This is a genomic window from Actinoplanes rectilineatus (assembly GCF_000962825.1).
GTDB lineage: Bacteria > Actinomycetota > Actinomycetes > Mycobacteriales > Micromonosporaceae > Actinoplanes > Actinoplanes rectilineatus.
Map to the genome: position 1 here is coordinate 96,295 of NZ_JZKF01000017.1, position 21,903 is coordinate 118,197.

Here is a 21,903-nt window from a genome sequence, read left to right on the forward strand (position 1 = left end):
GTCAGCGGTAGTCGTCGTCGAACTCGACGACCCGAGCCTGCTCCTGGACGTCCCATTCGTTGGCCTCGACCGGCGCCGGCGTCCGGCTGCGCCCCGGCTCCTCCGGCTCGTCATCGTGCCAGCTCGGGCCCGCGACCACCGCCTGCTCAGCCGCGTCGACCTCGGGCGTCTCCACGTCGATCTCGTCCAGCACCCGCTCGGCCATCGTGGGCTCCCTACGCTCGCGGCCGGTTCCCTGCCCCCATGGTGGGCCTTCCCCGCTCCGGATGCCGGACAAACCGTCAGGCACCCCTCGGCGTGACCACGATCTCCGCACTGTCGTTGGCCCGATCGGGGTCGACCGGGCGGGCGTACCCGCTCATCTGCGCACCGAACCGCACCCGCCCCGGCGTCGGCGATCCCTTGGTGACCTTCAGCCGAACAGCGAACGTCTGACTCGCCCCGGCGGCGAGCGGCTTGGACGGGTAGCACCAGAGCATCCGCTCCCGGATCGGGAGACAGTCGCTCCCGACGATCTCGGTGTTCCCCGGCGGCCGGACCTCCAACGTCACCATGTTGTTGAGGTAGAGATCGGGCCGGATCCGGCGGGGGCCGTGATTGACGAGCGTCACCCGCAGGGTCAGTCGGCCACCGACCGGGGCGGATCCGCGAGCACCCAGAACGGCCAGGTCGGTCGCCGGTCCGCCGCCGATCGCCATGTCGAGCAACGCGTGGTTGTTCTCCTGATCGAGGTCGGCCTGCGGTTCGGCCGCGGCGCCGGTCAACTCGGTCAGGGTGAGTTCCGGGCCGGTCCCGGGCGCGGCCGGGGTGCCACCGTCGAAGACACTGGTCATGTCCGACCATTCGGCCGCGGTCGTCCATACCGTCGTCGCGGTGAGGATGCTGCCGGTCACCTTCACGATGCCGGAGTCCCGTGTCGTGGCGTTGGGGCGTGCCTCAACCCAGAGCATCCCCAGGGGATTCGGGTACACCGTTTCGGTCACGGTGATGGTGCAGGTCGTGCGCAGTCCCACGGTGGTGCAGGGCGACGCCGCTCGGTAAGAGCTGTCGCCGCCGCCGACCGACAGGGTGAAGAAGCTCGTCGGGTCGACGGTGACGGCGGCGAAGGCGTCGACACCGGCCCGATCCACAGTGAGGCGGAGGTGATGTGTACCCCTTCCGGGGACTGTGCCCCAGATAATCACGTCTTTCCCATCACTCCCGGGTGCCAATGTCGCGGTCTCCACATGCAGTTGGAAGCCGGATGCGGCCTGGGCGGGGGCCGCAACACCACAGAGAGCGAGCATCATCGCGACGGTCACCGTCGCGATCCGCCCCAGAAGTACGGACATGAGTCGAGCTTATTTACAGTGATAAGACCCATGTGCCGGATTCGACGTCGGGATTTCGGGGTGATTTCCGCTACGCAACGCGACTGCGGAATACTGCCTGTGGAGGACAGCGCGGTCCTGCCCTCTGCTTCCCGTTCCACGAGCAAGGAGCGCACTGATGCCTATCGCTTCCCCCGAGGTCTACGCCGAGATGATCGATCGCGCCAAGAGCGGCGCGTTCGCGTACCCGGCGATCAACGTGACGTCCTCGCAGACCCTCAACGCCGCCCTGCAGGGCTTCGCGGAGGCGGGCAGCGACGGCATCGTCCAGATCTCCACCGGTGGCGCCGAGTACGCGTCCGGCCCGACGATCAAGAACATGATCACCGGTGCCGTCGCGCTCGCCGAGTACGCCACCGAGGTCGCCAAGAACTACCCGGTCAACATCGCGCTGCACACCGACCACTGCCCGAAGAACAAGCTCGACGGGTACGTCCGGCCGCTGCTCGCGATCTCCAAGGAGCGCGTCTCCAAGGGCCTCGCCCCGCTGTTCCAGTCGCACATGTGGGACGGCTCGGCCGTGCCGCTGGAGGAGAACCTCCAGATCGCCGAGGAGCTGCTGGCCCTCTCCGCCGCCGCGAAGATCATCCTCGAGATCGAGGTCGGCGTGGTCGGTGGCGAGGAGGACGGCGTCTCCGCCGCGATCGACGACAAGCTGTACTCGACCGTCGAGGACGGCCTGGCCACCGCTGCCGCGCTCGGCCTGGGTGAGAAGGGCCGCTACCTGACCGCCCTCACCTTCGGCAACGTGCACGGCGTCTACAAGCCGGGCAACGTCAAGCTCCGTCCGGAGATCCTCAAGGAGATCCAGGACGCGATCGGCGCGAAGTACGGCAAGGAGAAGCCGCTCGACCTGGTCTTCCACGGCGGCTCCGGCTCGCTGCTCTCGGAGATCCACGGCGCGCTGGACTACGGCGTGGTCAAGATGAACATCGACACCGACACGCAGTACGCGTTCACCCGCCCGGTCGTCGACCACGTCATGAAGAACTACGACGGCGTGCTGAAGATCGACGGCGAGGTCGGCAACAAGAAGGCGTACGACCCGCGCGCCTGGGGCAAGCTGGCCGAGAACGGTCTGGCCAAGCGCGTCGTGGAGGCCTGCGAGCACCTCCGCTCGACCGGCACCACGTTCGCCAAGTAGTCATCCGGCAGCGGTCGGTCCCGATGCCGGGGCCGGCCGCTGCTGTCGTTGTGGGATCACCCAGGTACATGGGTACGATCGAGCCCGTTCTTGATCAAGGGACCGGTGATCGTGTTCGCTATCGACGGGTGGAAACCCGAGTGGCATCACGACGCCGAGGCACTCGCGGCCATCCACCGGCACGCGTTCGTGCGACTCATCGGCCGTAAGCTGCGGTCCGGCTGGCTGATGTGGGACGTCGGGCAGCGCGGCTGGTTCGCCGACGGCCCGGTGATCCTGGATTTCGGCCAGAGCCGCGTCGAGGTCACCCACCGCAAGTTCGACGAGTGTGCGATCACCTGGGACCAGATCGACATGGCCGTGCCGATCGACTGGTACGAGCACTTCGACTGGCGGGCCGACCCGCACGCCGCGTTGCGGAAGGCGCGGGGCCGACCGCTCCGGGCGGTCAACATCATCGAACGGACCACGTCCGCCGACTGGCGTCCGCGGGTGCTGCACGCGGTCGAGTTCCTCTTCGACGGCGCCCGGCTCGCGGTGTACAACGCGATGGACGAGAACGGGCTGACCGACGTGCCGGAGGCCGAGTTGCCCGCCGCGCACTGGCGCCGTATCCACGTCGCCTGAGAGCCGACCCGGTCCGCCGGTTCACGTGGGCTTGAGAGCCGGGCGGGTCCGCCGGTTCGCGTGGCCCGCGGAGTAGCCGGGTTCACGTGGTCTGAGGGTCAGCAGCCGCTGCTGCCGCCCCCGTCACCGCCACCTCCGCCACCTCCGCCACCGTCGCTTCCACCGCCGCCCCAGCCGCCGCTGTCACCCCAGCTTGCGCCGGTGTCGGTCGGCGCACCGGTGTACGGGTACACGCTGGAGGCGGCGCCGGCCCCGGCCCCGGTGTGGCGGTGGTGTCCACGACGATGCCGGCCCGAGGTGGCGAAACCCAGTCCGACCAGGATCAACACTCCGATGAGGAGAAGCAGCGCGGTCATCATGGCTGCAGTGTGAGTGACGTCCGCCACCGTTCCGCCTGGGTGCCGCCACCGTTCCGCCCGGGTGCCGTGACCTCGGGAGATCAGTCGCCGCCACCGCCACCACCGCCGCTGTCCCCACCACCGCCGCTGTCGCCGCCGCCCCACCCACCCCCGGAGTCCGACGAATCGCTGCTCCACGAGTTGTCCCAGGACGACCCCGAGTCGTGCGACGAACTGGTGCTGCCGACATAGCCGCCCCCGGCGTAACCACCGTGGCGGCTCCTCCGGCTGCCGTCCCGTCCCCGCCGTGCCCGGCCGAAAATGATCACCGCAGCGAACACCGCGACGGTGAAGAGGAACAGCGCGCCCCCGAGCGCGAGGATCAAGACGAATCCCACCATGCCCGCAGTGTGCGGCACGCCCGCCAGCACCCGGGATCAGTCGACCGGCCAGGTCACGGCTGCAACGCGGCGACCGCCTCGTCCAGCGAGTCGGTGACCACGACCAGGTGCGACTGATCGCCGTGCGGGGACCGGGCCAGCAACGGCCGCAGCAGGTCCACCACCGGCAGAGCGGACCAGTGCTCGACGCCGAGGAACACGTACGCCCCCGACGGCCCGTCCGTCGCGTAGAACGTCTTCGTCGCCGCCTGGAAGATCTCCTGGACCGTTCCGGCCCAGCCCGGTGCGAACACGATGCCGCCCCGGGACAGTCGCAGGATCGAGTCCTCGCGGACCGCGTTGGAGAAGTATTTGCCGATCTGCCCGGCGAACAGGTTGGCCGGCTCGTGCCCGTACAGCCAGGTGGGCAGGGCCAGACCGCCGTGCCGGAGCAGGCCGGCGACATCGGTGGCGGCGACCGGGAACGCCCGCCGGACCGCCAGCGCCGCCGCCGTGTACGGCTCGTGGTCCGGGAAATCCGGCGCACCGGACAGCATGTCGATCGCGGCGGCCAGCTCTTCCGTACCGCGGGACGCGAAGAACGCCCCCAGGTTCGCCGCCTCCATCACCCCCGGGCCGCCGCCGGTCACGATCAGGCGGCCGGCCCCGGCCAGGCGCTGGGCCAGCGAGGCGGCCATCCGGTACGCCGCCGAGCCCCGCGGCGCCGCATGCCCGCCCATGATCCCGACCGGCCCCTCGTGCCCGTGCACCGCGGCCCACGCCGCCAGGGCCTTGCCGAGCGCGTTGTCGATGCCGGCGTCGTGCAGCCGCTGCGACAGGGCCTCCCGGATGTCCGGGACCGGCCCGCCGTGCGCCACGAAATGCTGGTAGACGAGCGTGTCGAACATTCCGGCGAAACCGGCCTCGGCGAATCCCCGGGACAGGTCCTCCGGCGTGTAGAGCAGGGCCGGATGGGTGGGATACGGGCGCTCCCGGAACGGCGGGATCAGATGCGCGCCCCGCCGGATCAGATCGATCTCCACCTCCGGGCCGGCCAGCCGGCAGCCGACGAACAACGCGCCGCCGACGTCCACACCGGTCAGATCCGGCGGGTCCACGTCCAGGTGCAGACCGAGCACCACCAGCCCGGACAGGCTGCGCTTGGCGAGATGGACGTCCAACTCGGCACGGGATTCGATCTCGAGGGCGGTCGCGTCGAACGGCATGTCGCCGCCGAGCACGGGTTGCAGAGGATCCGGCATCGTTCCATCTTGCGCGTGGCGCGCGAACGACAGCCGGGTGGCCCTTGTCGTTGACGGCGAACCTAGAGTTGACCGCATGCGTGCTGCATCGGGATCACTGTTCGGGCTCGCCTACGGCGACTCCCTGGGAAAACCCACCGAGTTCCGGGACTACCAGGAGATCGTCGCCCGATACGGTCCGGGCGGACCGCGCAGACTCGAGGGCGAGCCGGCGCTGGTCACCGACGACACCCAGATGACCCTGGCGGTCGGTGAGGCGTTCCTGGAGGTGCGCACGCTGACCCCGGGCCTGCTGGAGCCGGTGCTGCGCCGCCGTTTCCTGGAGTGGGCGAACAGCCCGGAGAACGACCGGGCACCCGGGATGACCTGCCTGCGGGCGATCGGCGCGCTCGCCGACGGCCGGCCGTGGACCCGGGCCACCCAGGCAGACTCGAAAGGCTGCGGGGCCAACATGCGGGTCGCACCGGCCGGGCTCGTCCCCGGGCTGAGCGACGAGGTGCGGTCCGGAGTGGCGCAGTTCCAGGCCGCACTGACACACGGGCACCCCACCGCGTTGGCGGCGAGTGAGCTCACCGCGTACGCCATCTTCTGGTTGGGCAACGGCCTGGCGCCGGCCGATCTGCTCGCGGCGCTCCGGCAGCGCTGCGCCGAGCAGCGCAAGGTCTACCACGGTGACTGGCTGGGCGAGCTCTGGCAGCGGCCCGCGGTGAGCTCACCGGAGGAATTCATCGCCCGGGGCTGGGACGAGTGCGCGACGGCGCTCGACCGGGTGGAGGCGGCGCTCGCCGCAGGCGACTACACCGGCGACCCGTGCCTGGCCACCGGCGCCGGATGGATCGCGGAGGAGGCGCTGGCCACGGCGCTCTACTGCTATCTGATCTCCCCGGACGAGCCGGTCGCGGTCCTGGGGCGCGGCGCGGCGTCGTCCGGCGACTCCGACTCCATCGCCTGCCTGGCGGGGTCCTTCGCGGGGGCTTCGCTCGGCCTCGCCGCGTGGCCGGCCGAGTGGCAGACCCAGATCGAGTACGCGGACCGCCTGTTCCGTCTGGGCAGGGCCTGGGATTGACCGTCCCGCCGGGCGGCGCGGTTCGAAGGCTCCGTCCGACGTCAGGTGCCGTGCTGTTCAAGCAGTTCTAGTGCTTTCAAGTGTTCCTGGTGTTTTTAAGTGTTCCTGGTGTTTTCAAGCGTTTCCAGTGGTTTCAAGCGTTTCCGGTAGGTTCAAGCGGTTCCGGTCGGGGGAAAAGCGGGCAGGGCGGAATGAACACCGGCCGGCCGGGTTGAATGAGGGCATGCAGAACCTCCTTCCCGAGCCTCCGGCCACTCGCCTGCCCGCCGACGCCGTGGCGGACAAGGCCCTCGCCGAGGCCGCTTCCGCGGGCACCGCGGAGGCCTACAAGGCGGTCGCCGCCGCCCACCCCGCCTACAGCGCCGCGTGGGCGCCCCTCGCCGCCGGTGCTCTGGCCGACGGCGAGCACGTGACGGCCTACGCGTATGCCCGGACCGGATACCACCGCGGACTGGACGCGCTGCGCCGCAACGGCTGGAAGGGCCACGGGCCGGTGCCCTGGTCGCACGAGGCCAACCAGGGCTTCCTGCGCTGCCTGCACGTCCTCTCGCAGGCCGCCGCGGCGATCGGTGAGGCGGACGAGGCGGCCCGCTGCGCCCAGTTCCTGCGCGACAGCGACCCGGCCGCCGCCGACGCTCTCAGCTGACCGCTCACGCCCGAACTCCCCACGCCACTCGGGCTGTGTCGAGTTCGGGCGTCCTACGCGCCTCAATTCACCACGCTGCTTGGGGTGTGCTGAGTTTGGGCGTCCTACGCGCCCTAAGTCACCACGCTGCTCGGGCTGTGTCGAGTTTGGGCGTTCTACGCGCCTCAATTCACCACGCTGCTTGGGGTGTGTTGAGTTTGGGCGTCCTACGCGCCTCAATTCACCACGCTGCTTGGGGTGTGTTGAGTTCGGGTGTACTACGCGCCTCAATTCACCACGCTGCTTGGGGTGTGTTGAGTTCGGGTGTCCTACGCGCCTCAATTCACCACGCTGCTTGGGGTGTGGTGAGTTGGGGCGTTGTGCGCGCCTGACGTCGACACACGGGGTGGGTCAGAGGCCCTCGGCCACGGCGGCGGCTATCTTGAGCCAGGCGTCGCGGGTGTCGGCGGAGAGTTCGCCGTAACGGATCGGCTCACCGGAGTCGACCAGCTTCTCGTACGGGGCGAGCAGCACCGCCCGGGTCCGCGCCGCGAAGTGTTTCTCGATCGCGGGCAGGTCGATGTCCTTGCGGGTCGGCGGCATCGTCACCACGGTCACCGCCTGCCGCACCAGCCGTCGCCGGCCGCTCTGCTCCAAGTGGTCGAGCATCCGCGCGGCGGTCTCGGCCGAGTCGTTACGGGCCGACATGGTGATCACCAACTGGTCGGTGGCGTCCATCGCGGCCTGCCAGTTCTCCGCCCGCACGTTGTTGCCGGTGTCCACGAAGATCAGCTTGTAGAAGCGGCTGACCACGTCGCGGATCTCGGCGAACGCGCCCGCGGTCAGCATCTCGCCGGCGGTTGCGGACTCGTCCGAGGCGAGTACGTCGAACATGCCCTCGCCCTGCGCCCGCACATACTGTGACAGGTCTCCGACCCGGCCCTGGGAACCCTGGAACAGGTGCAGGTCACGGAGCATGTCTCGGACCGTGCGGGCGTGGAAGTCCTGCTGGGCGCGCATCCCCAGGGTGCCCTGGGTCTCGTTGTTGTCCCAGGCCAGCACGTACCCGCCGCGCTTCTGCCCGAACGTCATCGCGAGCAGCACCACGGCTACCGTCTTGCCGGCGCCGCCCTTCGGGTTGACCACGGTGACCTGGCGTAGTCCGCCGAAGTTGCGGCGCACCATCTCGACGTCCTGGCGGAACTCGCGTTCCCGGCGGCCCGGCGCCATCTTGACCAGGCCGAGTGTGCTCTTGCGCAGCAGCGCCCGGGGTCCCATGGTGGCGTCCTGCTGGGGCGGGCGGGCCATCCGGCGCCGGGCGAACTCCTCGGCGGTCGGCGTGCCGTCGGCCAGCCAGGCGAGTTCCTGGAACGGGTTGCCGGCCGGCGGCTCGTCGAACGGGTTCGGCCCGTCCGGCATGGCCGGCACCCCATGCTTCTCCAGGGCACCCGGCTTCTCCAGGGCACCCGGCTTCTCCGGAGTGCCCGGTTTCTCCGTGAAGCCCGGCGGTCTTTCGGTCGATGCCGGCGGCACGGTCCGGGTCCGGGGCGCCAGGGCAGTCGGCGGAGGCGGCAGAGCCGGAACAGGCTCCGGCGCAGGCAGCGGCACGGACTCCGGTGTAGGTGGGGGCACGGGCGCGGCGAGCGGATCCGCCGGCCGGTGCAGAGGTTGTGCCCACGGCGAATCCGGGTTCGCGTAATCGGAAACCGCGTGATCAGAGGCCGCGTGATCAGAGGCCGCGTGACCGGAAGCCGAGCGATCAGGAATCGCGCGCCCGGGAGCCGCGCGATCGGGACCCGGATCCCGCGCGGGAGGGCGGGACCCGCCGGCCCGCTGAGCCGGGACGTGCACGCCCGGTGGCAACTCCGGCGCCGCCCGCCCGGCCGGCCGGTAGACACCCGGCTCGACCTCCACAGCGGGCGGCCGACGGCCGTCGAGCGGCACCACACGGCCGTGCACCGGGGCCTCCGAGACCCCCGGCGAAGAAGGCGCCGGAGGTACAGAAGATTGCGAAGGCTCCCCGGTGCCGTCCCAGAACGGTTCCACGTCGCGGGGCGGAGGGACGGACTCGTCCTGCACGGATCGACCTCCCGGATGACAGGCAATCGGACCGGATGTCCGGTTCAGCCTGTCACAGAGAGCGTCAGCCCGCGTACACCGCCCAGGCGCCCGGCTCGGTCCACCAGGATCGTTTGCGGCTTGTGGATCCCGCCACCCCGTCGTCCAGGAACTGCAGATCGCCTTCGCGGGGCAGCACCGACACCGCCCGGCCGCGGGCCCGGCGTACCTCGATACGGATCTTGGTGTCTTTCCGGAACCGCTGCTTGACCACGATCGGGACGGCCACCGCCACCTCGACCCGGCCGTCGGTCGGGTCGCCGTCGGCGAGCAGCCGCAGGCCGTCGAACTCGGCGTATCCCGCAGCGTTGCCCACCGCACAGGCCAGGACCGGCTCCTCGCCGTCGGTGAGCAGCGCGTCGTCCACCTCGACCCGGCCGCGCCACGGCACCGCACGCCCGTCGTCGTCGGATCCGCCGAGCAGGGCGCCGTCGAGCGTGACCGAGCCGCCGTCGTTGCGCAGCAGGTCGAGCCGGCGGACCGAGCCCTCCAGCACCGCCGCCGCCACGGCCGCGGGGGTGCGGGGCAGGCCGAGCTGGGCGGCGAGGTCCCCGGTGTGCGTCGGGTCGAGCGGCAGGATGGCCAGCGGAGGCAGGTCCGGCACGGTCCGGACGGCCGGCAGATCGTCCGGGCGTTTGCTGGGCGGCGGAGCGTACCGCCGGACCAGCCTGCGCACGACGGCGCGCAACTGGCCGTCGGTGGCGCTCGCCACCACCAACCTCAGCTTGGATTCCGGATCCGGCCAGGTCAGGCCGTCCGGCCGGGCCGGACCGTCGAACCGCGCGAGAACCGCGTCGATCTCCTGGTCCGATCCGGCCATCACCGTCTCCACTCGGGCGCCGGCCTCGCGCAGCGCGTCGGCGCAGGCGAGGACCGGGGTACGCGGGGTGGCGCACACGGCGTTGCACCCACCGCACCCCGACCCGCACGAGTCGGAGCCGCCCTGGCCCTCGGCCAGGCTGAGCAGCACGACGTCGAACATCCCTAGGCTCCGCTGAGCACCGAGTGGCGCTCGATGACCGCCTCGCGGCCCGGTCCGACGCCGACGATCGAGATGCGTGCGCCGACCCGCTGCTCGACGAACTCGACGAACTCCTGTGCCTGCTTCGGGAGTTCGGAGAATTTGCGGCAGCCGGAGATGTCCTGTTTCCAGCCGGGCAGCGTCTCGTAGACCGGGGTGGCGTGGTGGAAGTCGGTCTGGTTGATCGGCATCTCGTCGTGCCGGACGCCGTTCACCTCGTATGCCACACAGACCGGGATCTCGTCGAGCCCGTCGTAGTTGTCCAGCTTGGTCATCGCGAAGTCGGTGACGCCGTTGATCCGCTGGGCATACCGGCCGATCACCAGGTCGAGCCAGCCGATCCGCCGGGGACGGCCGGTGGTGGTGCCGTACTCGTGGCCGACCTCGCGCAGGTAGTCGCCGAACTTGTCGTGCAGCTCGGTGGGGAACGGGCCCTCGCCGACACGCGTGGTGAACGCCTTGAGTACCGCCACCACCCGGTCGATGCGGGTCGGCGGGATGCCGGAGCCGGTGCAGGCGCCGCCGGCCGTCGCGTTCGAGCTGGTCACGAACGGGTAGGTGCCGTGGTCGACGTCGAGCAGGGTGGCCTGGCCGGCCTCGCAGAGCACGACCTTGTCCTGGTCGATGGCCTGGGCCAGCTCCAGTGCCGTGTCGGCGACGTAGGGCCGGAGCCGTTCGACGTAGGAGAGCAGTTCCTGGACGACCTCCTCGCCCTTGACCGCGCTGCGGTTGTAGATCTTCGACAGCACCTGGTTCTTGAACGCCAGCGCGGCGGTCACCTTCTGCCGCAGGATCGACTCGTCGAAGAGGTCCTGCACCCGGATGCCGATGCGGTTCATCTTGTCGGCGTACGTCGGGCCGATGCCGCGCCCGGTGGTGCCGATCCGCCGCGCGCCGAGGAACCGCTCGCTGACCTTGTCGAGCGACCGGTTGTATGCCGCGATCACGTGCGCGTTGGCGCTGATCCGCAGCCGGGACGTGTCGATGCCCCGGGCCTCGAGGCCGTCGATCTCCTGGAACAGCACGTTGAGGTCCACGACGACACCGTTGCCGATGACCGGTACGACGTTCGGGGAGAGGATGCCGCTCGGAAGAAGGTGTAGTGCGTATTTCTCGCCGTCGATCACGACGGTGTGGCCCGCGTTGTTACCACCATTGAACTTCACCACGTAGTCCAGCCGGTCTCCCAGCAGGTCCGTGGCTTTGCCCTTGCCCTCGTCGCCCCACTGGGCGCCGACCAAAACGATCACCGGCACTTTGTGTGATGCCCTTCCCGAAGGAGCATTGCCCGATAGGGAGCATTGCCCCACGTCGTACCTGGAGGAGCCCGGGTACTGCCGAAGTTTACGCGACCGTGTCGCAGGTAGGATGGGCCGTCGTGCGCGTACTTCTGATCGGCTCCGGTGGGCGCGAACACGCGCTAGCCGTCGGCCTTGCCGCTGACCCGTCCGTCGACTTCCTGGCCGCCGCGCCGGGCAACCCCGGCATCGCCCAGGTTGCCGAGCTGCATGAGGTCAAGGTCACTGATGCCGCCGCGGTCGCGGCGCTCGCCGTCACCCTGCGCGCCGACCTCGTGGTGGTCGGCCCGGAGGCCCCGCTCGTCGCCGGCGTCGCCGACGCGGTCCGGGCCGAGGGCATCGCCTGTTTCGGCCCCAGTGCCGCCGCCGCGGCCCTGGAGGGTTCCAAGACTTTCGCCAACGAGGTGATGGCCGCCGCCGGTGTGCCGACCGCCCGGTCGTTCGCCTGCACCGAGATGGACGCGGTCCGTGCCGCGCTCACCGAGCTGGGTGCGCCGTACGTGGTGAAGAACGACGGTCTCGCGGCCGGCAAGGGTGTGGTGGTCACCGACGACCTCGACGAGGCCCTGATCCACGCCGAGGCGTGCGGCAAGGTCGTCATCGAGGAGTTCCTGCCCGGCCCCGAGGTGTCGCTCTTCGTGGTCACCGACGGGACCGCGGTGGCGCCGCTGATGCCGGCTCAGGACTTCAAGCGGCTGCAGGACGACGACGAGGGCCCGAACACCGGTGGCATGGGGGCGTACGCGCCGCTGGACTGGGCGCCGGACGACCTGGTGGAGCGGGTGCTCCGGGAGACCGTCGAGCCGACCCTGGCGGAGATGCGCAAGCGGGGCACGCCGTTCGCCGGTCTGCTCTACGTCGGACTCGCGCTCACCCCGGACGGCCCGAAGGTGATCGAGTTCAACGCCCGGTTCGGCGACCCGGAGACCCAGGTCGTGCTGGCGCTGCTCGAGTCGCCGCTGGCCGGGCTGCTCAACGCCGCGGCCACCGGCACGCTCGCCGAGCACGGCCCGCTGCGCTGGAAGGACGGCTCGGCGATCACCATCGTGATGGCGAGCCACAACTACCCGGGCGTTCCGCGGACCGGTGATGTGATCGAGGGCGCCGAGCGGCCGGGCGTCATCCACGCGGGCACCGCCCGGGACGCTGCCGGGGCTCTGGTCTCGGCCGGCGGGCGCGTCCTGAGTGTCACCGCCGTCGGTGACGACCTGGCGTCCGCACGGGACGCGGCTTACGCACTGGTCGACGGGGTGAAGCTGGACGGCGCCCAGTACCGCACCGACATCGCTCTCCGGGCGGTCCGGGGCGAGATCAAGCTCTGAGTCTATTGCCCGTTTAGAGGGAGAAACGCCGGTTGTTCGATGGGTTGACCGCAGGTAGGGTCCTAGTAGCTTGGTGTGGTTTTCCGGAGCCGCACTCACTCGGGCACCGCACTCTGTGGTCACCCGGCCGACGAGCGTGGGAGACGACATGACTCCGCAGGCGACCGCCATCGAATCGGACGAGGAAGTGCAGGTCCTCCGGCCCTCGCCGGCTGATTGGACGACCTTTGTACAACAGGAGCTCGCCGCGCTCGGGATCGATATGGCCGAGCTGCGCAGGCAAGCGCAGGAGCGCGATTTCGCCTCTGCCGCCGCCCGCGAACTGTGGGTGATGGTGGGTGGCTCCACGAGTTGACCTGGCGAGTCTGACCAGATCATTCGCCAACCAGTTGAAAGACCTCCTGAACGCGACCGTCTGCGACGGGGCGTATATCGGAGTTCTGGAACGTCCGGATGGTGTCGTATTCCTCGGGACCGAGCTACGAAAGGTCGGTAGGGCGCAACCGGTGCGACTCCGGACCAGCGGGGATGTTCCGCTGTGGCTGGCGGTGCACATGCGGACCGCGTTGGATCCCGAGGGGTACCTCGTCACCCAGGAATCCACCTACACCCTGAGTAAGGGTTTCGACCAGGTGGAACTTCTCCACTACGACTACGAGCGGGACAAGGCCGGATATCCGGACGCGCACGTCCAGGTCATCGGCGGGAGCAAGGACTGGGACGACGTGCTTGTCGCTTCCGGCCGGAGTCGTGGCGGGCTGGGAAAGCTGCACTTCACCGTGGGTGGGCGACGATACCGGCCTTCCGTCGAAGATGTTATCGACATGCTGATCGACGAACGTTTTCTCGACCCCAAGCCGCAGGCACGCGAGCGTCTCGCCGTGAGCCGTGAGGCGTTTCAACGTCGGCAGTTGCGGGCCGCGATTCGTCGTGATCCGGATGCGGCCGTCCTGGAGCTGCGTGCGGCGGGATACCACGTCGTCGAGCCTGATCAGGTGGAACGGCGGAGTCGTACCGGCCTCGCGCCCGGCCGAAAGCGTCGGGGTCGTGGGTGACGGGACTTTGAGGCGTACGAGAAAAGGGGTGTGCGCATCGATCGCACACCCCTTTTGCCGTGTTGTGTTCTCAGTTCTTGGGGATGTCGAACAGCTTGGCGATGCTGGCCGCCAGGCTGAGGTCACCCTTCGCCTTGATCTTGCCGGTCATGAACAGCATCATCGGGTTGCCCTCGCCGGTGATGGTCTTGAGGAACGTGAGCGAGTCCATCGTCATGTGCAGCTTGGGCTCGCGGACCGGCTGGTTGGTGACGGTGCAGGCGCCGTTCTCGATCACGGTCTCGTAGGTGTCGCTCGAGCCGGCCGGGCCGCCCGTGATGGTCCAGTGGATGACGGCCTGGGTGTTGCCGGCCTTCTCCGCGCGGAACAGCGACGGCATCCGGTTGAACACCTCGTCGAGGATCTTGGGGCGCAGGTCCGACGCCATCACCTCGGAGATCTTGGAGTCCGGGGTGGACTTGACGAGCTGGGCGAACTCCTTCGGGCCGATCGACGCGAGCGACTCGGGGCTGAAATCAGTCATCTGCGGACCTTTCGGGATGATCAATTGCCTACTCGCCAGTAACCTTAGCGAGAATGCCGTGTCCTCGTGCAGTGTGCCACTCCCCAACATCCGTTGGACAGTCGGCCTACCGTGCTCATAGACTCCCCAACATGTCTTTGGGAGAAGGTGACACGGCCGCCCTCCGGGCACTCGCCCATCCGGTCCGCCTGCAGATCATGTCGCTGCTCACCGGTGCCTCGCTGACCGCCGCCGAGGTGGCCCGCGAGCTCGGCATCACCCACGCCAACGCCAGCTACCACCTGCGCAATCTCCTCGCCGCCGACCGGATCGTGGTGGCCGGCGAGGAGAAGATCCGCGGCGGTGTCGCCAAGCGCTACCGCTACGTCGGACAGCACCCCCGAGGGACGGTCGCCGCGGAGGAGAAGCGGGAACTCTTCCCGGTCGTCGCCACCGATCTGCAACGGCGGGCGGCCGCCGCCCGATGGCCCGGTGTCGACCTCATGGGTGACGCCGAGGTCTGGGTCGACCCCGGAAAGTGGCGGGAGATCCGGGACCGGATCGCCGCCGCACTCCACGATCTGCACCAGGCCGCCCAGCCGTCCCGCACCCCGGGCACCGTCCGCACCAGCACCACCATCGCCCTCTTCGAGATGGACGACCCGTCGTGAGCGCCGCGCTGGCACCGTTGCGCCTGCGCGACTTCCGGTGGCTGCTGGCCGCCCGCACGACCGGCGCGTTCGGCAACGCGTTCGCCCCGATCGCACTTGCCTTCGCGGTCCTCGACCTCACCGGCTCGGCCCGCGACCTGGGCCTGGTGGTCGGCGCCCGGACGCTGGCCAACGTCCTGCTCCTGCTCTTCGGCGGGGTGCTGGCCGACCGCCTGCCGCGCGGCCTGCTGCTGGTCGGCGCCTCGGTGGCCGCGGCCGGCACCCAGGCCGCCGTCGCGGCACTGGTGCTGACCGGCGCGGCCACCGTGCCGGTGCTGATCGTGCTCGCCGTGCTCAACGGCATGGTCGCCGCGGTCTCGCAGCCCGCCTCCGCGGCGCTCATGCCGCTGATCGTCGGGGCGGAGATCCGCCAGCAGGCCAACGGCCTCACCCGGATGGCACACAACGGCGCGATGATCATCGGGGCGTCGGCGGGTGGCGCACTGGTCGCGTTGATCGGCCCGGGCTGGGGCATCGCGGTCGATGCCGGCACGTTCGCGCTGTCCGCACTCTTCTTCGCGGTGCTCCGGCTGCCCACCCGGCCGCCGGCCGGTCCCGGGACGGCCCGCCCGGGTGTCCTGTCCGACCTGCGGACCGGCTGGACCGAGTTCCGTTCCCGCACCTGGTTGTGGGTGGTGGTCGCCGGGTTCTGCCTGGCCAACATGGCCTGGGCCGGTGCGATGAACGTGCTGGGCCCGGTCGTCGCCGACGACACCGTCGGCCGGCAGGCCTGGGGTCTGGTGCTCGCCGCGCAGACCGCCGGCATGGTGGCCGGCGCGGTGGTGGTGTTGCGCCTGCGCGTGCGGCGGCTGCTCGGGTACGGCGTCGTCTGCTGCCTGTTCTGGGGCCTGCCGGTGCTGGCCCTGGGCGTCCTCCCGCAGCTGCCGGTTCTGATCGCCGCGGCGTTCCTGTCCGGCCTGGCGATCGAGCAGTTCGGCATCGCCTGGGAGACCTCGATGCAGGAGCACGTCCCGGCCGACCGGCTGGCCCGGGTCTACTCCTACGACATGCTCGGTTCGTACCTGGGCATGCCGATCGGGCAGATCGCGATCGGCCCGATCGGTGAGGCGGCCGGCGCCGGGCCGGCCCTGATCGGCGCGAGCGCGGTGATGTTCGTGGCGGCCGTGGGCATGCTGAGCAGTTCCTCCGTCCGCACCCTGCGTCACCAGCTGCCGGAGGACTCGGCGGGGCCCATGAAAGAATCGGTGTCGTGACCATCCCGAACGTGCTCGCCGCCCGCTATGCCTCCGCCGACCTCGTCGCCCTCTGGTCCCCGGAGGAGAAGATCCGGATGGAACGGCAGCTCTGGCTCGCCGTCCTGAAGGCCCAGCGCGACCTCGGAGTGGACGTGCCGGACGGTGCCGTCGAGGCGTATGAGGCGGTGCTCGACCGGGTCGACCTGGAGTCGATCGCCGCCCGCGAGCGGATCACCCGCCACGACGTGAAGGCGCGGATCGAGGAGTTCAGCGAACTCGCCGGCTTCGAGCAGATCCACAAGGGGATGACCTCCCGCGACCTGACCGAGAACGTGGAGCAGCTGCAGATCCGGGCGTCCCTGGAGCTGATCCGCGGACGCGTCGTGGCCACGCTGGCGCGGCTCACCGCGCTGGCCGTCGAGCACTCCGACCTGGTGATGACCGGCCGGTCGCACAACGTCGCGGCGCAGGCCACCACGCTCGGCAAGCGGTTCGCCTCGGCGGCGGAGGAGCTGCTCATCGCGTACGAGCGGCTGGACGACCTGATCGCGCGGTATCCCCTGCGGGGCATCAAGGGACCGGTCGGCACCGCCGCCGACCAGCTCGACCTGCTTGACGGCTCGGCGGACAAGCTCGCCGGTCTGGAGGCCAAGGTCGCCGAGCACCTCGGGTTCGCCCGGGTGCTGTCCAGCGTCGGCCAGGTCTACCCGCGGTCGCTCGACTTCGACGTGGTCTCCGCACTGGCGCAGGTCGTCGCGGGCCCGTCGTCGCTGGCCACCACGATCCGGCTGATGGTCGGCCAGGAGCTGGTGACCGAGGGCTTCAAGCCGGGCCAGGTCGGCTCGTCGGCGATGCCGCACAAGATGAACACCCGGTCGTCGGAGCGGGTCAACGGCCTCGCGGTGATCGTCCGCGGCTACCTGTCGATGATCGGCGAGCTGGCCGGCGACCAGTGGAACGAGGGTGACGTCTCCTGTTCGGTGGTGCGCCGGGTGGCCCTGCCGGACGCGTTCTTCGCCGCCGACGGGCTGTTCCAGACCTTCCTCACCGTGCTCGACGAGTTCGGGGCGTACCCGGCCGTCATCGCCCGCGAGCTGGACCGTTTCCTGCCGTTCCTGGCCACCACCAAGGTGCTGGTCGCCGCGGTCCGCAAGGGCGTCGGCCGTGAGGTCGCGCACGAGGTGATCAAGGAGCACGCGGTCGGCGTGGCCCTGGCCATGCGGGAGAAGGGCGTGGCCGTCAACGACCTCTTCGACCGGCTGGCCGGCGACGAGCGCCTGCAGCTGTCCCGGGCCGAGATCGACACCCTGGTCGCCGACCGGGCGGCGTTCGTCGGCGCGGCACCGGCGCAGGTGCGCGCGGTCGCCGACCGGGTCGCCGAGATCGTTGCCCGGCACCCGTCGGCGGCCGCCTACGCACCCGCCCCGATCCTCTGATCCCTGAGCCGTTCTCCGTGGTCCCGCGGGATCACGGAGAACGGATCAGACGCCGGCCACCGAGGTGATCCACGACCGGTTGTACGCGACGCTGCCGTAGTACTGGCGGCTCGAACCGTCGGCAGTGGACGCCACCCCCACCTGCGCGTTGTTGTAGACCTGCGGCCCACCCGAATCGCCGCGCCAAGCGTTGCCGTTGATCCGGGTGCTGCCGATCGCCCGGCCGCCGTACGCGTCGGTCTGGTTGGTCGAGGTGACCTGCACCGACGCGGTCTTCAGCGTGGTCGACGCGTCGCAGCCGGAGTAGCAGGTCATGCCCCAGCCGTAGATCGAGTTGGTCGACCCGACCGGCGGGTACGCGCTGGACAGCGCCATGTACGTGGTGCTGATCGGCGTGCTGAGCCGCATCAGCGCCAGGTCGTACCGGGTGGAGGTGGCGGAGACCGCACTGGTGGTGCCGCCGGAGGTGCGGTTGACGCTGCCGACGCGGACCGACATGGTGCCGCTGATGCAGTGCCGGGCGGTGAGCACGTAGTTCGCCGAGATGATCGTGCCGGAGCAGGTGAAGCTGCCGTTGCTGAACACGGCGGCCGCCCATGGCGCGGAGGACACCGTGCTGCCTCCGATGATGAACGGTGTGGCGGTGTCGTCGGCCTGTGCCGCGGCCGGGGCGAGCAGCCCGGCGGCCAGGCCGGTCAGGGCGGCCAGCAGTCGAATGCGCACGTCGAGGTTCCTTCCGGGGATCGGGCTTACGGACTGCGCGCGCGGTCGAGCATCGAATTCGATGGATCGAATCTAGAGCGTCCCGGTGGACTTTCACCAACGTCAATTGATACCTATCACCGTGTGATGGCCGCGAGGGTGTGCTAGATCACCGGGAGATTGCCTGCTCAATGACCGTTGCGTCGGCCTGCCGACACCGGCCCGTGGCTTGGGTGCACGCCTCACCAGGTAGGCTTCGCGTGCTTACACCTATCAGTCAGGAGTGCCCGTGGCTCGCGTCGTGGTCGACGTCATGCTCAAGCCGGAGATCCTGGACCCGCAGGGCCAGGCGGTGGCGAAAGCGCTGCCCCGGCTCGGCGTCACCGATGTCTCCTCTGTTCGCATCGGTCGTCGGATCGAGATCGATTTCGCTGGTGAACCCGACCTGGATCGGGCCCGCGAGATCGCCGACAAGCTGCTCGCCAACCCGGTGATCGAGGACTTCGAGGTCCGGATCGTCGAGGCCGCCGCGGCGGAGGTCGCCTGACCATGCGGATCGGTGTGGTCACCTTCCCCGGCTCGCTGGACGACGGGGACGCCGCCCGCGCCGCCCGGATCGCCGGCGCTGAGGTCGTCCGTCTCTGGCACGGCGACCCGGACCTGCACGGAGTCGACGGCGTCGTCCTGCCCGGCGGCTTCTCCTACGGTGATGCTCTGCGCTGCGGAGCCATCGCGCGATTCGCTCCCGTCATGGAGACGATCATCGACGCTGCCCGTGGCGGCCTGCCCGTTCTGGGCATCTGCAACGGTTTCCAGATCCTCTGCGAGGCGCACCTGCTGCCCGGCGCGCTGACTCGCAACCAGCACCTGCACTTCCGCAACCGCGATCAGTGGCTGCGGGTCGAGGCGGCCGGCACCGCCTGGACGAACCGCTTCACCGCGGGGCAGGAGATCCTCATCCCGGTCAAGAACGGCGAGGGCTGTTTCGTCGCCGACGAGAAGACGCTCGACGCGCTCGAGGCCGAGGGGCGGATCGTCGCCCGTTACATCCGCGGCAACCCGAACGGTTCGCAGCGCGACATCGCCGGGATCACCAACGAGGCCGGCAACGTGGTCGGCATCATGCCCCACCCGGAGCACGCGGTGGAGGCCCTGACCGGCCCGTCGCTCGACGGCCTCGGCTTCTTCACTTCCGTCCTGCAGGCTCTGGCGGGTGCCTCCGCGGACGGTCAGCGCGCAGGGGGACAGCAGTGACCACGCAGCCCACAGATCCTCAGAAAGCCGCACCCAGCGGCTTCGCTGCGACTGACGTCCTGGTCAACGAGTTCGAGGACGGTCCGGATACCGTCCAGCGGGCCGAGAAGACCCCGGACGACCTGCAGCCGCACAAGGACCTGGGTCTCAAGGACGACGAGTACGCGAAGATCCGCGAGATCCTCGGCCGCCGTCCCACCGCGTCCGAGCTCGCGATGTACTCGATCATGTGGAGCGAGCACTGCTCGTACAAGTCGAGCAAGGTGCACCTCAAGCAGTTCAGTGAGAAGGCGCCGAAGAACACCCGGATGCTGGCCGGCATCGGGGAGAACGCCGGTGTCGTCCAGATCTCCGACGAACTCGCGGTCACCTTCAAGGTCGAGTCGCACAACCACCCCAGCTACGTCGAGCCCTACCAGGGTGCGGCGACGGGTGTCGGCGGCATCGTCCGGGACATCCTGGCGATGGGCGCCCGGCCGATCGCGGTCATGGACCCGCTGCGTTTCGGCGCCGCGGACCACCCCGACACCGCCCGGGTGCTGCCCGGCGTCGTCGGCGGCATCGGCGGCTACGGCAACTGTCTCGGCCTGCCGAACATCGGCGGCGAGATCGTCTTCGACCCGTGCTACCAGGGCAACCCGCTGGTGAACGCCCTCAGCATCGGTGTCCTGCCGGTCGAGCGCCTGCAGAAGAAAGAGGCCACCGGCGCCGGCAACATCGTCGTGCTGCTCGGCGCCCGCACCGGGCGTGACGGCATCGGCGGTGTCTCCGTGCTCGCGTCCGCGACCTTCGACGAGGAGGCCGAGCAGCGCCGCCCGTCGGTGCAGGTCGGCGACCCGTTCATGGAGAAGCTGCTGATCGAGAGCTGCCTCGAGCTCTACGACGCCGGCCTGGTCAGCGGCATCCAGGACCTCGGCGGCGCGGGCCTGACCTGTGCCCTCACCGAGACCGCCGCGTCGGCCGGCACCGGCATGCGGGTCTGGCTGGAGCGGGTGGTCCTGCGTGAGGCGTCGATGACGCCGACCGAGATCCTCGCCAGCGAGTCCCAGGAGCGCATGCTCCTGATCGTCACCCCGGAGAACCTCGAGCAGGTGCTCGCGGTCGCCGAGAAGTGGGGCGTCTGGGCCACCGCGATCGGCGAGGTCACCGCGGCCGCCGAGGACGGCACCCCGGGCCGCCTGGTGATCACCTGGAACGACCACGTGGTCGTGGACGTGCCGCCGGGCTCGCTCGTCGACGACGGCCCGGTCTACCACCGGCCGTTCCGCGAGCCGAACGACGTGCTGCTGCTCCAGGCCGACCGGGCCGAGACGCTGCAGCGCCCGTCGACCGGTGACGAGCTGCGCGCCACCCTCCTGCGGATGGCCGCCTCGCCGAACCTGTGCGACAAGAGCTGGGTCACCGAGCAGTACGACCGGTACGTCCTGGGCAACACCGTGCTGGCGCAGCCGGAGGACTCCGGTGTGCTCCGCATCGACGAGGAGACCGGCCTGGGTGTCGCGCTCTCCGTCGACGGCAACGGCCGGTTCGCCCGCCTCGACCCGTACGAGGGTGCCAAGCTCGCGCTCGCCGAGTCGTACCGCAACGTCGCCGTCACCGGCGCCGAGCCGATCGCGATCTCGGACTGCCTGAACTTCGGTTCCCCCGAGGACCCGACCGTGATGTGGCAGTTCGCCGAGGCCACCCGTGGCCTGGCCGACGGCTGCCAGCAGCTGGGCACCCCGGTGACCGGCGGCAACGTCAGCTTCTACAACCAGACCGGCGCCGCCGCGATCCACCCGACCCCGGTGGTCGCCGTGCTGGGCGTCTTCGACGACGTCGCCCGGCGGATCCCGATGGGCTTCCCCAAGCCCGAGAAGGCCGAGGGCGACCTGCTCTTCCTGCTCGGCGAGACCCGCAACGAACTGTCCGGTTCGGAGTGGGCCTGGGTGACGCACAACCACCTCGGTGGACGCCCGCCGAAGGTCGACCTCGACGCGGAGCAGAAGCTCGGCGCCGTGATGATCAAGGCGTCGAAGTCCGGCCTGGTGGCCGCCGCGCACGACCTCTCCGACGGTGGCCTCGCGCAGGTCCTGGTGGAGAGCGCCCTGCGCCACGACGTCGGCGCCACGGTGACCCTGCCGGACGACGGCACCTCGCCGTTCGTCTACCTGTTCAGTGAGTCGGCCGGCCGTGCGCTGGTCGTCGTGCCGCGCGGGCGGGACAAGGCGTTCACCGCCCTGGCCGCGGAGCACGGCGTGCCGTGCACCCCGCTCGGTGTCACCACCGAGCAGAAGGCGCTGGACGTGCAGGGCCAGTTCAGCATCCCGCTGGACGAGGTGCGGACGGCGTGGACGGCGACCCTGCCGGCGCTGTTCGAGTCCGCGTTCGAGTCCGCCCAGGCGGAGGAGCCGGTTCGTTCGGTGACGCTGGAGCTGACCAAGCCCGAGTGACAGGCACATGAAGAAGGCCCCGAGCGGATCTCGCTCGGGGCCTTC

22 protein-coding genes and 1 pseudogene are annotated in these 21,903 nt (G+C 70.0%); 13 read left to right on the plus strand and 10 right to left on the minus strand.

Annotated features, from left to right (window positions below):
• Position 1: 1 nt before the first annotated feature.
• Both WH85_RS15655 and WH85_RS15660 read right to left on the minus strand, forming a co-directional pair.
• Entirely contained in the window at positions 2 to 205 is a 204-nt protein-coding gene (locus WH85_RS15655; RefSeq protein ID WP_045742583.1) for a hypothetical protein, read from the minus strand.
• Positions 206 to 281: 76 nt separating this feature from the next.
• A complete protein-coding gene (locus WH85_RS15660; protein ID WP_157411015.1) occupies positions 282 to 1,331 on the minus strand; it encodes a hypothetical protein in 1,050 nt (349 codons plus the stop codon).
• Positions 1,332 to 1,488: 157 nt separating this feature from the next.
• On the opposite strand from WH85_RS15660, the gene fbaA reads away from it, so the two are divergent.
• Complete coding sequence (gene fbaA, locus WH85_RS15665; RefSeq protein WP_045742585.1) at positions 1,489 to 2,514, plus strand: class II fructose-bisphosphate aldolase; 1,026 nt, start codon at positions 1,489 to 1,491, stop codon at positions 2,512 to 2,514.
• A gap of 105 nt (positions 2,515 to 2,619) precedes the next feature.
• Positions 2,620 to 3,141 (plus strand): hypothetical protein, encoded by a 522-nt coding sequence (locus tag WH85_RS15670; RefSeq protein WP_045742639.1) that lies wholly within the window; start codon positions 2,620 to 2,622, stop codon positions 3,139 to 3,141.
• Between the two features lie 98 nt (positions 3,142 to 3,239).
• On the opposite strand, the gene WH85_RS15675 is transcribed toward WH85_RS15670, so the two are convergent.
• The 3 genes from WH85_RS15675 to WH85_RS15685 all read right to left on the minus strand — a co-directional run bounded on the left by WH85_RS15675 (position 3,240) and on the right by WH85_RS15685 (position 5,121).
• The gene (locus tag WH85_RS15675; RefSeq protein WP_045742586.1) at positions 3,240 to 3,500 is read right to left on the minus strand and encodes a hypothetical protein; all 261 of its coding nucleotides are present in this window, start codon (positions 3,498 to 3,500) and stop codon (positions 3,240 to 3,242) included.
• 80 nt (positions 3,501 to 3,580) lie between these two features.
• Positions 3,581 to 3,880, minus strand: coding sequence for a hypothetical protein (locus WH85_RS51600; protein WP_045742587.1), 300 nt, complete (start codon positions 3,878 to 3,880; stop codon positions 3,581 to 3,583).
• A 53-nt stretch (positions 3,881 to 3,933) separates the two neighbouring features.
• Positions 3,934 to 5,121 carry an LOG family protein gene (locus WH85_RS15685; RefSeq protein ID WP_045742588.1) on the minus strand — a complete coding sequence of 396 codons (1,188 nt, stop codon included), beginning with the start codon at positions 5,119 to 5,121 and terminating at the stop codon, positions 3,934 to 3,936.
• A gap of 76 nt (positions 5,122 to 5,197) precedes the next feature.
• On the opposite strand from WH85_RS15685, the gene WH85_RS15690 reads away from it, so the two are divergent.
• Positions 5,198 to 6,187, plus strand: coding sequence for an ADP-ribosylglycohydrolase family protein (locus WH85_RS15690; RefSeq protein WP_045742589.1), 990 nt, complete (start codon positions 5,198 to 5,200; stop codon positions 6,185 to 6,187).
• 223 nt (positions 6,188 to 6,410) lie between these two features.
• Complete coding sequence (locus tag WH85_RS15695; RefSeq protein WP_045742590.1) at positions 6,411 to 6,833, plus strand: DUF3151 domain-containing protein; 423 nt, start codon at positions 6,411 to 6,413, stop codon at positions 6,831 to 6,833.
• Between the two features lie 390 nt (positions 6,834 to 7,223).
• Here WH85_RS15695 and WH85_RS15700 read toward each other — a convergent pair.
• From WH85_RS15700 to WH85_RS15710, 3 genes and pseudogenes are all read right to left on the minus strand, one after another.
• A pseudogene (locus WH85_RS15700) lies at positions 7,224 to 8,498 on the minus strand (MinD/ParA family ATP-binding protein); the annotation flags it as partial.
• Between the two features lie 457 nt (positions 8,499 to 8,955).
• Positions 8,956 to 9,912 carry a diacylglycerol kinase family protein gene (locus WH85_RS15705; protein WP_045742591.1) on the minus strand — a complete coding sequence of 319 codons (957 nt, stop codon included), beginning with the start codon at positions 9,910 to 9,912 and terminating at the stop codon, positions 8,956 to 8,958.
• A 2-nt stretch (positions 9,913 to 9,914) separates the two neighbouring features.
• Positions 9,915 to 11,207, minus strand: a complete 1,293-nt coding sequence (locus WH85_RS15710) for an adenylosuccinate synthase (RefSeq protein WP_045742592.1) — start codon at positions 11,205 to 11,207, stop codon at positions 9,915 to 9,917.
• Between the two features lie 122 nt (positions 11,208 to 11,329).
• Here WH85_RS15710 and purD point away from each other — a divergent pair, with 122 nt between their 5' ends.
• From purD to WH85_RS15725, 3 genes are all read left to right on the plus strand, one after another.
• The gene (gene purD, locus WH85_RS15715; protein WP_045742593.1) at positions 11,330 to 12,571 is read left to right on the plus strand and encodes a phosphoribosylamine--glycine ligase; all 1,242 of its coding nucleotides are present in this window, start codon (positions 11,330 to 11,332) and stop codon (positions 12,569 to 12,571) included.
• A gap of 148 nt (positions 12,572 to 12,719) precedes the next feature.
• Positions 12,720 to 12,926: a hypothetical protein gene (locus WH85_RS15720; RefSeq protein WP_157411016.1), complete on the plus strand. Its 207-nt coding sequence runs from the start codon at positions 12,720 to 12,722 to the stop codon at positions 12,924 to 12,926.
• Between the two features lie 199 nt (positions 12,927 to 13,125).
• Complete coding sequence (locus tag WH85_RS15725; RefSeq protein ID WP_052720477.1) at positions 13,126 to 13,626, plus strand: hypothetical protein; 501 nt, start codon at positions 13,126 to 13,128, stop codon at positions 13,624 to 13,626.
• Positions 13,627 to 13,696: 70 nt separating this feature from the next.
• Here the strand turns inward: WH85_RS15725 and WH85_RS15730 are convergent, their stop codons facing one another.
• On the minus strand, positions 13,697 to 14,149 hold the full coding sequence (locus tag WH85_RS15730; protein ID WP_045742595.1) for an SCP2 sterol-binding domain-containing protein: 453 nt from the start codon (positions 14,147 to 14,149) through the stop codon (positions 13,697 to 13,699).
• A 131-nt stretch (positions 14,150 to 14,280) separates the two neighbouring features.
• Between WH85_RS15730 and WH85_RS15735 the strand changes: the two genes are divergently transcribed.
• From WH85_RS15735 to purB, 3 genes are read left to right on the plus strand one after another with little or no spacing between them, the layout of a single operon-like run.
• The gene (locus tag WH85_RS15735) at positions 14,281 to 14,799 is read left to right on the plus strand and encodes an ArsR/SmtB family transcription factor (protein ID WP_045742596.1); all 519 of its coding nucleotides are present in this window, start codon (positions 14,281 to 14,283) and stop codon (positions 14,797 to 14,799) included.
• Positions 14,796 to 16,052 carry an MFS transporter gene (locus WH85_RS15740; RefSeq protein WP_045742597.1) on the plus strand — a complete coding sequence of 419 codons (1,257 nt, stop codon included), beginning with the start codon at positions 14,796 to 14,798 and terminating at the stop codon, positions 16,050 to 16,052. Before WH85_RS15735 ends, WH85_RS15740 begins: the two co-directional genes overlap by 4 nt.
• A complete protein-coding gene (gene purB, locus WH85_RS15745) occupies positions 16,049 to 17,470 on the plus strand; it encodes an adenylosuccinate lyase (protein WP_045742598.1) in 1,422 nt (473 codons plus the stop codon). The genes WH85_RS15740 and purB overlap by 4 nt, the downstream gene beginning before the upstream one ends.
• Positions 17,471 to 17,515: 45 nt before the next feature.
• Here purB and WH85_RS15750 read toward each other — a convergent pair whose 3' ends face one another.
• Positions 17,516 to 18,193 (minus strand): S1 family peptidase, encoded by a 678-nt coding sequence (locus tag WH85_RS15750; RefSeq protein ID WP_045742599.1) that lies wholly within the window; start codon positions 18,191 to 18,193, stop codon positions 17,516 to 17,518.
• A gap of 268 nt (positions 18,194 to 18,461) precedes the next feature.
• Here WH85_RS15750 and purS point away from each other — a divergent pair, with 268 nt between their 5' ends.
• The 3 genes from purS to purL are packed head-to-tail and all read left to right on the plus strand — an operon-like array spanning position 18,462 to position 21,858.
• Positions 18,462 to 18,719 carry a phosphoribosylformylglycinamidine synthase subunit PurS gene (purS, locus tag WH85_RS15755; protein ID WP_045742642.1) on the plus strand — a complete coding sequence of 86 codons (258 nt, stop codon included), beginning with the start codon at positions 18,462 to 18,464 and terminating at the stop codon, positions 18,717 to 18,719.
• On the plus strand, positions 18,716 to 19,426 hold the full coding sequence (gene purQ, locus WH85_RS15760; protein WP_045742600.1) for a phosphoribosylformylglycinamidine synthase subunit PurQ: 711 nt from the start codon (positions 18,716 to 18,718) through the stop codon (positions 19,424 to 19,426). The genes purS and purQ overlap by 4 nt, the downstream gene beginning before the upstream one ends.
• Before the next feature lie 59 nt (positions 19,427 to 19,485).
• Positions 19,486 to 21,858, plus strand: coding sequence for a phosphoribosylformylglycinamidine synthase subunit PurL (gene purL / locus WH85_RS15765; RefSeq protein WP_045742643.1), 2,373 nt, complete (start codon positions 19,486 to 19,488; stop codon positions 21,856 to 21,858).
• Positions 21,859 to 21,903 lie beyond the last annotated feature (45 nt).